Origin of the sequence: Streptococcus sp. FSL E2-3494 (assembly GCF_038007085.1) — a bacterium.
Classification (GTDB): Bacteria; Bacillota; Bacilli; order Lactobacillales; family Streptococcaceae; genus Streptococcus; species Streptococcus thermophilus.
In genome coordinates this window covers 1417645-1431857 of sequence record NZ_JBBOWN010000001.1, presented here as the reverse complement: position 1 = coordinate 1431857, position 14213 = coordinate 1417645, and the positions used below count along the sequence as shown (strand labels likewise).

Annotated in this window: 10 protein-coding genes and 3 pseudogenes; 11 read left to right on the top strand and 2 right to left on the bottom strand. The window is 38.7% G+C overall.

Annotated elements, in window-relative coordinates:
- The first annotated feature begins 21 nt into the window (after positions 1 to 21).
- The 10 genes and pseudogenes from NST05_RS07375 to sodA all read left to right on the top strand — a co-directional run bounded on the left by NST05_RS07375 (position 22) and on the right by sodA (position 10558).
- Positions 22 to 1626, top strand: coding sequence for a type I restriction-modification system subunit M (locus tag NST05_RS07375; protein ID WP_340742958.1), 1605 nt, complete (start codon positions 22 to 24; stop codon positions 1624 to 1626).
- Between the two features lie 78 nt (positions 1627 to 1704).
- A pseudogene (locus NST05_RS07370) lies at positions 1705 to 2127 on the top strand (PD-(D/E)XK nuclease family transposase); the annotation flags it as partial.
- Positions 2128 to 2190: 63 nt separating this feature from the next.
- Positions 2191 to 3196 (top strand): annotated as a pseudogene (locus NST05_RS07365) (DNA/RNA non-specific endonuclease).
- A 117-nt stretch (positions 3197 to 3313) separates the two neighbouring features.
- Entirely contained in the window at positions 3314 to 3874 is a 561-nt protein-coding gene (locus NST05_RS07360; RefSeq protein WP_011680991.1) for a LemA family protein, read from the top strand.
- 1 nt (position 3875) lies between these two features.
- Complete coding sequence (gene htpX, locus NST05_RS07355; RefSeq protein ID WP_340742957.1) at positions 3876 to 4775, top strand: zinc metalloprotease HtpX; 900 nt, start codon at positions 3876 to 3878, stop codon at positions 4773 to 4775.
- Between the two features lie 117 nt (positions 4776 to 4892).
- Positions 4893 to 5366 (top strand): membrane protein, encoded by a 474-nt coding sequence (locus tag NST05_RS07350; RefSeq protein ID WP_014608168.1) that lies wholly within the window; start codon positions 4893 to 4895, stop codon positions 5364 to 5366.
- Positions 5363 to 5758 carry a DUF4430 domain-containing protein gene (locus tag NST05_RS07345; protein WP_002950368.1) on the top strand — a complete coding sequence of 132 codons (396 nt, stop codon included), beginning with the start codon at positions 5363 to 5365 and terminating at the stop codon, positions 5756 to 5758. The genes NST05_RS07350 and NST05_RS07345 overlap by 4 nt, the downstream gene beginning before the upstream one ends.
- 175 nt (positions 5759 to 5933) lie before the next feature.
- On the top strand, positions 5934 to 8756 hold the full coding sequence (ppc, locus tag NST05_RS07340) for a phosphoenolpyruvate carboxylase (RefSeq protein WP_011680994.1): 2823 nt from the start codon (positions 5934 to 5936) through the stop codon (positions 8754 to 8756).
- Positions 8757 to 8823: 67 nt separating this feature from the next.
- Complete coding sequence (gene holA / locus NST05_RS07335) at positions 8824 to 9858, top strand: DNA polymerase III subunit delta (RefSeq protein ID WP_340742956.1); 1035 nt, start codon at positions 8824 to 8826, stop codon at positions 9856 to 9858.
- Positions 9859 to 9952: 94 nt separating this feature from the next.
- Positions 9953 to 10558: a superoxide dismutase SodA gene (gene sodA / locus NST05_RS07330; RefSeq protein ID WP_011680996.1), complete on the top strand. Its 606-nt coding sequence runs from the start codon at positions 9953 to 9955 to the stop codon at positions 10556 to 10558.
- Between the two features lie 77 nt (positions 10559 to 10635).
- On the opposite strand, the pseudogene NST05_RS07325 reads toward sodA, so the two are convergent.
- A pseudogene (locus NST05_RS07325) lies at positions 10636 to 11885 on the bottom strand (ISL3 family transposase).
- Between the two features lie 188 nt (positions 11886 to 12073).
- Between NST05_RS07325 and NST05_RS07320 the strand changes: the two are divergent.
- Positions 12074 to 13453 (top strand): serine hydrolase, encoded by a 1380-nt coding sequence (locus tag NST05_RS07320; protein ID WP_014608170.1) that lies wholly within the window; start codon positions 12074 to 12076, stop codon positions 13451 to 13453.
- 40 nt (positions 13454 to 13493) lie between these two features.
- Here NST05_RS07320 and NST05_RS07315 read toward each other — a convergent pair whose 3' ends face one another.
- Positions 13494 to 14141 (bottom strand): prepilin peptidase, encoded by a 648-nt coding sequence (locus tag NST05_RS07315; protein WP_014608171.1) that lies wholly within the window; start codon positions 14139 to 14141, stop codon positions 13494 to 13496.
- Positions 14142 to 14213: the final 72 nt, after the last annotated feature.

The window sequence follows — 14213 nt, the reverse complement described above, 5'->3', positions numbered from 1 at the left end:
AAATACAAAGAAAGAAACATTATGTCAGAAACAACACAAACCTCCCAGTCGCTTTATCAAGCCCTGTGGAACTCAGCGGATGTTCTCCGCTCTAAGATGGATGCCAATGACTACAAGTCTTATCTCTTGGGCATGGTCTTTTACAAGTATTTGTCGGACAAGATGCTCTTTTTCGTGGCAGAGACCATGGAGGAGGATACAGAGAACTTGGAAGAGGCACTGGCGGTCTATCGTAAATACTATGAGGATGAGGAGACTCACGAGGACCTCTTGGCAGTTATTACTGATGAGATGAGTTATGCCATTCATCCTGACTTGACCTTTACGGCCTTAGTAGAGCGAGTGAATGATGGAAGCTTCCAGCTAGAGGACCTGGCTCAGGGTTTCCGTGATATTGAGCAGAGTGACGAGCTTTATGAAAACCTTTTTGAAGATATCGATCTCTACTCTAAGAAACTTGGGGCGACTCCACAAAAGCAAAACCAAACGGTTGCGGCTGTGATGAAGGAGTTGGCGGTCTTAGATGTGGCTGGTCATGCTGGTGATATGCTTGGTGATGCTTACGAGTACTTAATTGGTCAGTTTGCGACGGATTCGGGTAAGAAAGCTGGTGAGTTCTATACACCGCAACCTGTAGCCAAGCTTATGACCCAGATTGCCTTTTTAGGTCGTGAGGACAAGCAAGGCTTTACCCTCTACGATGCGACTATGGGGTCAGGCTCGCTCTTGCTTAATGCCAAACGTTATTCACGTCAACCACAGACCGTGGTTTACTTTGGTCAAGAGTTGAATACCTCAACTTATAATCTGGCACGTATGAACATGATTCTGCATGGTGTGCCGATTGAAAACCAGTTTTTACACAACGCAGATACCTTGGATGAGGATTGGCCAACCCAAGAGCCAACTAACTTTGACGGTGTTCTCATGAACCCACCTTATTCAGCCAAGTGGTCTGCCAGCTCAGGATTCATGGATGATCCTCGTTTCTCACCATTTGGGAAACTAGCACCTAAGTCTAAGGCTGATTTTGCCTTCCTCTTGCATGGTTACTATCACTTGAAACAAGACAATGGTGTTATGGCCATCGTCCTACCTCATGGGGTACTCTTCCGTGGTAATGCCGAAGGGACTATTCGTAAGGCTTTGTTGGAAGAAGGAGCTATTGATACGGTTATTAGTCTACCTGCTAATATCTTCTTTAACACCAGTATTCCAACGACGGTTATCATTCTCAAAAAGAACCGCACCAATCGTGATGTTTACTTTATCGATGCCTCTAAGGAGTTTGATAAGGGGAAAAATCAGAACATCATGACGGATGCTCATATTGAGAAGATTCTCAATGCCTATAAGAGCCGTGAGGATATGGACAAGTTTGCCCATCTGGCTAGCTTTGAAGAGATTGTGGAAAATGACTACAACCTTAATATTCCTCGTTATGTGGATATCTTTGAGGAAGAAGAAGTGGAGCCCTTGACCGAGATTGTGGCTAAGATTAATCAGACCAATGCGACGATCGAAAGTCAGACAGCCTCCCTTCTTGATATGCTTGGCCAGCTTCATGGAACCACACCAGAAGCAGACGAGGAACTCAAGACTTTTGTGAAAGCATTTAAGGGGTAGTTGCAAACTTTCATTTGCTTTTTCCGAATAGTAGTAGTAGGGGGGGCCAACCCTCTATTTTTTCCTAAGGAGAGGTAAATGGAAAAAAGACACAAGCATGTCTCACCGACCTTGGATATCATGGCTAAGAAGATTTTCAGCCTGCCTGAGATAACGGTTGCTTTTATTAGAGATATTTTGGATTTGGATGTTGTGGACGCTCAGATTTTGGAGGGGACGCAGCTTCATAAAAAGGGCTTTGACGAGGATGAGCTCTTTTCAACCTCGGTGGATGTTCGGGCTAAGTTGAATGATGGAGCTGAGGTCATTATTGAGATTCAGGTGCGTAAGCAGCATTATTTTCTCAATCGTTTTCATTATTATTTGGCTAACCAGCTGGTGGAAAATGTGTAACAATTACGCCAACAAGGACAGACGCATAAGATGTATGAGCAGATGGAGCCGGTCTATGGTATAGCTATCTTGGAGAAGACCTTGTTGCCTGATGAGGAGTCCCCTATTTTTAATCGTATATTTTGATTTGGTCCTGTATAATTAAAGTCATAAAAATATTATGGTGTTAAGATGATGAAAGAAAAAATAAATAGTAGGATTCGTTTAATTGCTCTTGTTGTTTTAGTATTTACTTTAGGTTTTGGAGTTTCTGTAGATGCTAGCAAACAATCATTGGCTGTGCCCCCTCAAGTCGCTCAAGCAGATGAGATTAATGGTATATTAGCTTTTAATGGTCAAAAGCAGTTTGTCATGGAGGAGAAGGACCAGCTAGGACGTGCCCACAGTGCTCATATACAGTTACAAGATAAGGACGAGCCGAAGAATAAACATCATGGTAAAATAAAATATGATCCTGTAGGATGGCATAACTATAAGTTTTATTATGGTGATGGTAAATCAAAATCTTGGCTAATGAATCGAGGGCATTTGGATTGGCTATCAATTTTCTGGTGTCAATGACGAGGGCAAGAATTTAGTACCTATGACTGCCTGATTAAACTCTGGAAATTATAAAGGAACCGACGAGGGTAATCAGTCAGGTATGCTTTATTACGAGAATCGCTTGGATAACTGGCTGGCACTCCATCCTAACTATTGGTTAGATTATAAGGTAACAGCTATCTACAGTGGATACGAGTTGTTGCCTCGTCAAGTGGAACTTCAATATGTTGGTATTGATAGTTCTGGAAATCTTTTGGAAATTAAACTTGGTGGAGATAAGGAGACTCTCGACAGTCAGGGAGTTACGCATGATGTCTTGGATAACCAATCACCAAATGCAGAAATAAATTATGCGGATGGAACAGCGACAAATACGGTTACTGAATTTACTGAGGCACCATCTGAGCCTAGTCCTGAGAGATCACCAGTGGCTGAACAACCGAGTCCTGATCCAGAGCCTGCGCAACCTACACAAGAAGAAAGTAGAACAGTTTATGTGGCGCGTCATGGAGCAGCAGATGTTTATTGGTATGACATCAATAGTATGCCTAGCAATACCAATAAGGCTAATGTCGTCACTATGACAGAAGCAGATGCCCTAGCCCAAGGCAAACGACACACGTCTAAAGAGTAAAAAAAAAACTCACATTCTATCACTTTTATCTGAAAATTTGATATACTAAGACTATTAAAGATACTTGTAAGAGAAGTCGTACGGACTTTCTTTAGGTATAAGAAAGGAATAAAAAATATGATTTGGATTATTATTGCCATTATTGTTGTTCTCGTGATTTTTGTTATTGCAAGTTATAACGGCTTGGTTAATAGCCGCATGCAAACCAAGGAGGCGTGGAGTCAAATTGATGTTCAATTGAAACGTCGTAATGACCTTCTTCCTAACTTGATTGAAACTGTTAAAGGGTATGCAAAATACGAAGGTTCAACGCTTGAAAAAGTAACAGAACTTCGTAATCAAGTAGCAGCTGCAACTTCACCTGCAGAAGCGATGCGTGCTAGTGATGAATTGACACGCCAGGTTTCTGGAATCTTTGCGGTTGCTGAAAGTTACCCTGACCTTAAGGCCAGTGCAAACTTCAGTCAGCTTCAAGAAGAGTTGACGAACACTGAAAACAAAATTGCCTATTCACGCCAACTTTATAACAGTGTAACAAGTAACTACAATGTGAAATTGGAAACATTCCCAAGCAATTTTATTGCCAAGATGTTTAGCTTTAAGGCTGCTGAATTCCTTGAAACACCAGAAGAAGAAAAAGCTGTGCCTAAGGTTGATTTCAGTGGACTAGGTAACTAATATGTTATTTGATCAAATTGCTCGAAATAAGAGAAAGACTTGGCTTTTGCTCCTTGTCTTTTTCCTCTTGTTGGGCCTTGTTGGTTACGGTGTTGGCTATCTTTGGTTAGGTTCAGGCTTCGGTGGTCTGATTCTTGCTCTAGTTATCGGTTTTATCTATGCCGTTACCATGATTTTCCAATCAACTAATGTCGTTATGGCTATGAACGGTGCACGAGAGGTTGATGAACAAACCGCTCCGAACCTTTATCATGTTGTTGAGGATATGGCTATGGTGGCACAAATACCGATGCCACGTGTCTTTATTGTCGATGATCCTTCAATGAATGCTTTTGCTACGGGGTCTAGCCCTAAAAATGCGGCAGTAGCTGCTACGACAGGTCTTCTTACGGTTATGAATCGTGAGGAACTTGAAGGGGTTATTGGACATGAAGTGAGTCATATTCGTAACTATGACATCCGTATTTCGACCATTGCAGTTGCCTTGGCATCTGCCATCACCATGCTATCTGGTATGGCCCGCAATATGATGTTCTGGGGTGGAGTCCGTCGTCGTAATGATGATGATCGTAATGGAAGTAGTGGCTTGGAAATTATTCTTCTCATTATTTCTTTGATTGCCATTATTCTGGCGCCTTTGGCAGCTACCTTGGTTCAGTTGGCTATTTCACGCCAGCGTGAATTTTTAGCTGATGCTTCTAGCGTCGAATTGACACGTAACCCACAAGGTATGATTAACGCTCTGCTCAAACTTGATAATAGTGCGCCAATGCAACATCACGTGGATGATGCTAGCGCAGCCCTCTTTATCAATGACCCTAAAAAAGAATCTGGTTTACAGAAGCTCTTTTATACTCACCCACCAATTTCAGAACGGGTGGAACGCTTGAAACAAATGTAACTCAGGGAAGGCTAATCATGTGATTGGCCTCTTTCTTTTAGCAGTTATTTTCTTTTTTAATTAAATAAATAAGTATCATACCTAGTCAATTCAACTTATTTCTGGCATAATAGATATATGAAACTAACGATTCAACGAATGGCTCGGATAGCCATTTTGTCAGCACTGGCAGTAGGATTGCGGTCAGCATTTATAGGATTGCCAAATATTCAGCCTATCACAGCTATGTTTTTTGTGTCTGTCCTTTATTTGGGGTTAGTAGATGGTTTCTTGATTATGGCTTTGACCATGTCAATCTCAGGATTCATCTTTGGGTTTGGTCCCTGGGTTTTTAATCAAATCTTGGCCTTCGGCATTTTGATGGCTCTTTGGAGCTTGATTGCACCTAGGTTATCACTTGTTTGGCAGATTGCTTTAGTAACTATTTTATCCTTTCTCTACGGAGTTCTCTTGGATTATAGTTATGGCCTCCTATTTAAGAGCGGTCTTACCTTTGTTGTTTCTGGACTTCTTTATGATACTTATCATGCAGTATCGACGCTTCTATTCTATCCATTTATTCAGTCTATTTTTAGGAGACTTTTGAAATGAAAAAATTATTGATATGTTTAGCTCTTGCCTTTTCTCTTGTTACTTTAGGCGCTTGTGGAAAAAATGAGTCTGCTAAACCTACTAGTAGCACAAACAATCATCAGTCTAAGGGTCAAGGCCAGGTTACTTTGATTTTAAAAACTGAAAAGGAAAGTAAGAAAAAATCCGTAGAATTCAAAAAAGGTGATACGGTCCTTGATGTTTTAAAAGAAATATATCCTGTTCAAGAAAATGATGGTTTTATTACTGAAATTGATGGAATTTCTCAAGACAAGGAGAAGGGGATTTATTGGATGTTTGATGTCAATGGAAAAATCGGTGAGAAAGCTGCTAATCAACTTAAAGTTCAAGATGGTGATGAAATCAAATTCTACCAAGAAAAGTATAATTAAGATTTTAGACTCTAATTCAGAGTCTTTTTTTTATAAAGTTCGGAAATAGGACTAATAATTTTTTAATAAAAGTCAGAAAATTGCAAAACAACTGACGATTTACAGAAAAACAGTTTACTTTTGTTTTAAAAGTGATATCATAAAAGGGTACTACATAAAGTAAGGAGAATACGGTTTGGCTTTTAACAAATTGGAAAGCAGTAACAACCAGGAAATCATCTCTGAAGAAGTTGGTATCTTGAAAGAATTGTTGGATGATGCAACACGAGGCATAGCTGGTGAGCAAGGCCTCACGACTATCCAACATTTGGTTGAACTTTATGATGAAGGTGACTATGAGGCCCTTACACAAGCCATTTCAGAAATGACAAATGATGATATGGTCGTTGCATCACGTTATTTCTCTTTGTTACCTCTCTTGATTAATATCTCTGAGGACGTGGATTTGGCTTATGAAGTCAACCGCAAAAATAATATTGATGAATCTTATTTAGGTAAGTTGTCTGAAACCTTTGATGTTGTCGCTGAAAGCGACAATGCGCGTGACATTCTTGAAAATGTTAATGTCGTGCCGGTATTGACAGCTCACCCAACTCAGGTTCAACGTAAAACCATGCTTGAATTGACTAACCACATTCACGAACTTCTCCGTAAGCATCGTGACGTTAAGGATGGTCTTATTAATAAGGATAAATGGTATGCGGATTTGCGTCGTTATGTAGAGATTATGATGAAAACGGATATCATTCGTGAGAAGAAACTTAAAGTTAAAAACGAAATCACTAACGTTATGGAGTATTACAACTCCTCATTGATTAAGGCGATTACCAAGCTATCGCATGAATTCAAACGTTTAGCGGTTGAAAAAGGTATCGAACTTGATAATCCAACACCTATTACAATGGGAATGTGGATTGGTGGTGACCGTGACGGGAACCCATTTGTAACGGCAGAAACTCTTAAACTTTCTGCGACATTACAAAGTGAAGTTATCCTCAATTACTATATTGAAAAAGTTGATAATCTTTACCGCTCATTCTCACTCTCATCACGTTTGACTGAAGTTTCAGAAACAGTAGCAGAAATGGCGAAACTTTCTCCAGATACATCTGTTTACCGTGAAAACGAACCATACCGTCGTGCTTTTAGTTACATTCAATCTAAATTGATTCAGACGCTTCTTTTCTTCAAAGCAGGTAACTTTAGCAATGAAAGAGCTGCTAAGCGTCTTTCTGAAAATGTTCGTCTTGGCTCAGTTTCAACAGGTGAAGTAGTAGCTGATTTTGTGCATGACCGTCTCAGCCAAAGTCTTCAAGCTGTCTCACAACAAACTACCGAATTTTATGAAACAGCTGAAGCATTCCATGATGATCTTTTGGCAATTAAAAATTCACTTCTCGAAAATGATGATTCTGTCTTGATTTCCGGTGATTTCGAAGAGCTTCTTCAAGCTGTTGAGGTCTTTGGATTCTACCTTGCAACAATTGATATGCGTCAGGATTCAAGCGTTCATGAAGCTTGTGTGGCAGAGTTGCTTAAATCTGCAAACATTGTTGACAACTACAGTGAATTGACAGAGGTTGAAAAGGTTGCTGTTCTTCTTAAAGAATTGCAAGAAGATCCGCGTACCTTATCATCAACAAATGTATCTAAGTCTGAAACGCTTGAAAAAGAATTAGCTATCTTCCGTACTGCTCGTCTTTTGAAGGACTATCTTGGTGAAGAAGTCATCAAACAACATATCATCTCTCACACTGAGAGCGTCTCAGATATGTTTGAGTTAGCCATCCTTCTTAAAGAAGTTGGTTTAGTTGATACTGAGCGTGCGCGTGTTCAAATCGTTCCACTGTTTGAAACCATCGAAGACTTGGAAAACTCTAATGAAATCATGAAACAATACCTTGGTTATGATATTGTTAAACGATGGATTAAGAATAGCAATAACTACCAAGAAATCATGTTGGGTTACTCAGATTCAAACAAAGATGGTGGTTACTTGTCTTCAGGTTGGACGCTTTACAAGGCTCAGAACGAGTTGACCAAGATTGGTGAAGAGCGTGGCATTAAAATTACCTTCTTCCATGGCCGTGGTGGTACAGTTGGTCGTGGTGGTGGCCCATCTTACGATGCTATTACTTCTCAACCATTTGGTACTATTAAAGACCGTATCCGTTTGACGGAGCAAGGTGAGGTTATCGGTAATAAATATGGCAATAAGGATGCAGCTTACTACAATCTTGAAATGCTAGTTTCAGCTACGCTTGATCGCATGGTAACACGCCAAATTACTGATCCTGATGAATTGGTTGATTTCCGTGAAATTATGGATAGTATTGTTCAAGATTCTAATGGTATTTATCGAGATCTTGTCTTCGGAAATGAACATTTCTATGATTACTTCTTTGAAGCAAGTCCAATCAAGGAAGTATCAAGTTTAAATATTGGTTCTCGTCCAGCTGCTCGTAAGACTATTACTGATATTTCAGGACTTCGTGCTATTCCTTGGGTATTCTCATGGTCACAAAACCGTATCATGTTACCAGGTTGGTATGGTGTGGGTTCTGCCTTTAATCACTATATTGAAGCTGAAGAAGGAAACCTTGAAAAACTTCAACACATGTTTGAAACATGGCCATTCTTCCGTTCACTTTTGTCTAACGTGGATATGGTGCTTTCAAAATCAGATATGAATATTGCCTTCCACTATGCACAGTTGGCAGAGAGTGAAGAAGTTCGTAGCGTCTTTAACATCATTTTGGATGAGTGGCAGCTGACTAAGAATGTCATTCTTGCGATTGAAAAACATGATGACTTCCTTGAAGAAAGCCCATCTCTTAAAGCGAGTTTGGGTTTCCGATTGCCATACTTCAACGTCTTGAACTACATCCAAATTGAATTGATTAAACGTCTTCGTAATAATAATCTGACTGATGACGAAATTAGTCTTATTCATATTACTATCAATGGTATTGCAACAGGACTTCGAAACTCTGGTTAATAAAGTAAAGTTCATCGCTTCGGTGGTGAGCTTTTTGTTATAATGAAAATTCTGGTATAATATAACCATGATTGCTATGGAAACGATTGAAAAGCTGAGCAGAGAAAAACTTCCTAAGATAACTGTCTTGGCTGGCGAGGATTTAGGTCAGTATAGTCAAGCTAAAGAAAAATTTTTAAAACAAATTGGATTTGATTCAAGCGACTTGACCTATTCCTATTTTGATATGTCCGAGACTGATTATCAGGATGCTGAACTCGATTTGGAAAGTATGCCTTTTTTTGCAGATGAAAAGGTAGTTATTTTTGATCATTTCGCAGATATGACGACTGCTAAAAAGTCTTATCTAGATGAAAAAGCATTGAAACGTCTTGAAAATTATCTTCAATCACCTGTAGAAACAACACGTCTTGTATTAATGGCTTCTGGAAAGCTCGATGGGAAGCGTCGGTTGGTTAAACTCCTAAAACGTGATGCTTTGGTACTTGAAGCTAACTCTTTAAAGGATACAGAGCTTAGAACTTATTTTCAAAAACAGGCACATCAAGAGGGACTCACTTTTGATAAAGGGGTATTTGAGGAACTCTTAGTCAAGTCAAGTTTTGATTTTTCAGATATTCAAAAGAATCTGGCGTTTTTAAAAGGATATAAAACTGAAGGGAATATCTCATCGCAAGACATTATGGAGGCTATTCCTAAAAGTTTACAAGATAACATTTTTGATATGACTCAACTTCTTTTGAGAGGACAGATTCAAGATGTTCGTGAATTGGTTCATGATTTACGATTGCAAGGAGAAGATGAGATTAAGTTGATTGCTGTTATGCTGGGACAATTCCGCACCTATCTGCAAGTCAAATTGTTATCTGCTCAAGGTAAAAGCGAGCAACAAATTGTTTCAAGTCTTTCAGACTATCTAAGTCGGAAAGTTAATCCATTTCAGGTTCGCTATGCTATAAGAGATAGTCGTCATTTATCAGTTGCATTTTTAAAGACAACGATTAAGACTCTGGTTGAGACAGACTACCAGATAAAAACAGGAACTTTAGATAAAGATTATCTACTTGATTTAGAACTTTTAAAAATAGCGTCAAACAGCTAAAAAAATGGAGATTTCCAAGATTTTGTAAGCAAAATTTTTGAAAGCTCTATCACTTTATGGTAAGATGGAAAAAAATGAAAAGAGGACCTTTACTATGGCTATTATTCTTCCAGATCTTCCTTACGCTTACGATGCTTTGGAACCATACATTGATGCTGAAACAATGACTCTTCATCATGACAAACACCATGCAACTTACGTGGCGAATGCTAATGCTGCGCTTGAAAAACACCCTGAAATTGGTGAGGACCTTGAAGCGCTTTTGGCTGATGTAGAAAAAATTCCAGCAGACATTCGTCAAGCACTTATTAACAATGGTGGTGGACATCTTAACCACGCACTTTTCTGGGAACTTTTGTCACCAGAAAAACAAGAACCAACTGCAGAAGTAGCAGCCGCTATTAACGAAGCATTCGGTTCATTTGAAGCTTTCCAAGAAGTTTTCACTACGGCAGCGACAACTCGTTTTGGTTCAGGGTGGGCATGGCTTGTGGTTAACGCAGAAGGTAAACTTGAAGTTGTTTCAACTCCCAACCAAGATACACCTATCTCAGACGGTAAAAAACCAATCTTGGCACTTGATGTTTGGGAACATGCTTACTACCTAAAATACCGTAACGTACGTCCAAACTACATCAAAGCCTTCTTTGAAATCATCAATTGGAATAAAGTTGCTGAGCTTTACGCAGAAGCTAAATAAGTCTAGAATCATCCTCAGTCTTGAGGGTGTTTTTTTGGGCTCTTTGTCAACTGTAGTGGGTGACGAAAAGCTAACATCTAGAGAGGACCGGATAGGTCCTTTTTTTATGTATGTTCAGTGTGATGAAGACACACTTCTTAAAGTTGATAAAGTTTCTAAAACCGAAGCCCAAACGTTTGATGTCTTTGATCAACTTATTAGTCGCTTCAAGTTTCGCGTTTGAATAGTCCGTTTCTAGTGCGTTTTTGATGTATTGCTTGTGTCTAAGAAAAGTCCTAAAGACAGTTTGAAAATAATGATTGACCTTGCTCCTATTTTCCTCTATCAGTTCAAAGAACTCATCTACTCTCTTCTCCTGAAAGTGAAAAAGCAAAAGCTGATAAAGTGTATAGTAGTCAGTAAGCTCTTTTGAAAAGACTAGTGTCTTCGCAACAACTTCATGTGGTGCTAAAGTTTGGCGGAAAGTCTTTGAATAAAAAGAGTTGAGAGATAGTTTACGGCTGTCCTTTTGGAAGAGTCGCCAGTGATTTTTCAGGGCTCGATAGGGTAGTGACTTCTTATCGAACTGGTTCATAATTGCAATTCTTGTCTTTAAAAAGGCACGTCCAAGGTGCTGGATGATGTGGAAACGATCAAGAACGATTTTTGCGTTTGGAAAGAGCTTGCGAGCCAGTGGAATATAAGCTCCAGACATATCCATCGTGATAAACTGTACCTGTTGTCGGACTTTCAATGGATACTTCAAAAAGTAGTTTCGTATAGTAGTTTGGCGGCGATTATCAAGGATGGTTATGAGTTCGTTTGTCTCATAATTCTGCGCCACAAAAGCCAATTCCCCTTTCTTGAACCCAAACTCATCCCAGGACATAACAGCAGGGAGTTTGTCATAATGTTCCTTGAAAGTAAACTGATCAAGCTTACGATAGACAGTGGACGTCGACACGCGAAGTCTTCTTGCAATATCAGTTAGTGACACTTTCTCAGTTAGGAGTTGTGTAACTTTTTGTCGGACTAGATTGGAGATTTAGCAGTTTTTCTCAACGATAGATGTCTCAGCTACCGTGACACTTCTACAACTTTTACACTGGAAACGACGTTTTTTCAGACGTAGTAGAGTTGGCGTTCCCGCTTGCTCGAGAAGAGGGATTTTAGAAGGCTTTTGAAAGTCATATTTGATCATCTTTCCATGGCAATGAGGACATGATGGTGCAGGGTAATCAAGTTTTGCTTGAATCTCGATATGAGTGTCAGTTTCAAAAACAAGTGAAATCTTGATATTTTGGTCTTTGATTCCGATTAATTCTGTGTTATTCTTAATAAGTCTCATAAGTTCTTCCTAATGATGGTTTGGTTGCTTTTCATTATAGTTCTTATGGGACTTTTTGTGTACACTCAAAAAGCTCTATAATCCCTACAGTAGTTTTACCCACTACAGAAATTATAGAGCCTTTTTTTGTAATATGGTTGTAAAATCTCCTTGCTTTTTGTACTATTATAGCTTAAACTATAATTGGTATGAAAAAAAAGAAAAAATATTCAAGTAAAAAGTATAGTGGAAGCCGCCAAAAAACTAAATATAAGAAGAAAGATTCGCTAAAACAAGACCTTCAAAAAGACGTTAAGAAAGACAGTAAAGATAGTAAAAAAGATGTCGAAAGAAGCGACGAGAAGAATAACAAAAAAGATAAGAAAAAGGTTTCTAAAAAATCAGTAGAAAAGAAACCAGTTGAGGAAACATCGGTACCAGTAGGACACAAGGAAAAAGAAGAAAAAACTGAAACCTTATTACTTAGAAGTAAACGCTCTAAAAAATCTAGAGCGAAATCATTCAGTGATGATAAGAAACCTTATCTTATCTTAATTCTTCTGGGTGTAGTAGTTATTCTTGTGTTTGTTGCTATGCTTGCCTTAGCAGGGCGAGGAAAACAGGCTGGTCACACTGGGGACCTTGGGAACATTTTTGGTTCTAACTCTAAGGTAACTAAAAAAGAGGATAAGAAAAAAGAGGAAAAGGTAACTCCAACCAACAAGTCAGCTGAAGCTAAAAAAGCAGTCATGGAAGCAGATGCAGATACGATGTATGCTAATGGATTGTATTATGATTATGCTAACATGACATTGAACCAAGTGGTTGAAGCCTTTATGGCTGATCAGGGAATCGAGTCTAGCCAAATTGCCTTCTCATATAAAAATACCAAGACAAATGAGCAATTCTCTATGAATGATACTCAGCCAATGACTGCAGGATCAACCTACAAATTGCCACTAAACATGCTTGTTATGGATGAGGTTAATAGAGGGAAGCTTTCTTTAACTGAACGTTTTGATATTAATAATACTGAATATGAATATCAAGGAGAACATGATAAGTATGTTGCCTCCTTTGGTGGTGCAATGACCATCCCAGAGATGCAAGAATATTCTCTAGTTTATTCTGAGAATACGCCTGCCTATGCATTGGCAGAACGTCTTGGCGGTATGGAAAAATTCTATGGCATGCTTGATAAATACGGTAAGTCAAAAGGGAAAGTTAAAACTATTCAAATGCATGGTAATAAGACAACAACGGATTATTACATCCAAGTCTTGGATTACCTTTGGAAACACCAAGAGAATTATAAGAATATTCTCCACTATATTGGTGAGTCTTTCTCAAATGAATACTACAAAACTTATCTTCCTGGTTTAACCATCTATCAAAAACCAGGCTACGTTCGTGAAGCACTCAACGTTGATGCTATTGTCATGGAAGATACACCTTATATGGTAGCAATCTATACCGGTTACCTTGGTGGTTCAACTGAGGAATCAGATGAAATTAGCGGTTGGGGTCTTCAACAATTGGGGATGCTCGCTTATGTTATTAATGAATGGCACCGTGTCAATATGAATTAATACTGAAAAGGCCGATTATTTCGGCTTTTTTTCTATACTATTACATGAAGGTAAGAATTAGAACACTAATAAAGAGAAATGGGACAAAAGCGACTGTTTCATTAGGGTTTTTACGTACTAGGAAGTACATAAGCCCAAATGAGCAAGCTAGTTCAATAGCTATTAGTATTTTGGAAAATGGGAAAATGAGGGAGACACTGGCCAAATAGAGAAAATCACCTTCACCAATATTTAAACGTTTGATATATGACAGAACGGCTAAACTTATTCCTAAGCTAAAAGTGAGGTAGTGGTTTCCCAAACATAGGAGAGGTAGTGTTCCAAGAATCCAAATTAGAAGGGGATATGATTTATTTTTTAAATCAAAAATAGTTAGACAAAGACTGAAAAAAAGCAAATAGGTTCTTCCAAAATCTAGGTAGTTATAGAAATAAAGAAGAAGTATTCCTCCACAAAACAATTCCAAGAAGAGATAACGGTATGGGATAGAGCTTTGACATAACCGACATTTGAACCTTAAGAAAAGTTGTGATAGGATCGGAATCATTTCGAAAAAACGTAACGGATGCCCACACTGATTGCAATGGCTTCTAGGAAAAATAATCGACTTCTCAGGAAAACGATCACAAATCAATCCAATAAACGAGCCTAAAGAGGTACCAAGAAAAAAATATAAAATACTAAGCATACCTAACTATTCGAAAAAAGACAGAAAAAGCGTTTTACTTGTATTTTATTTATAAATATTTTAAAATATAGA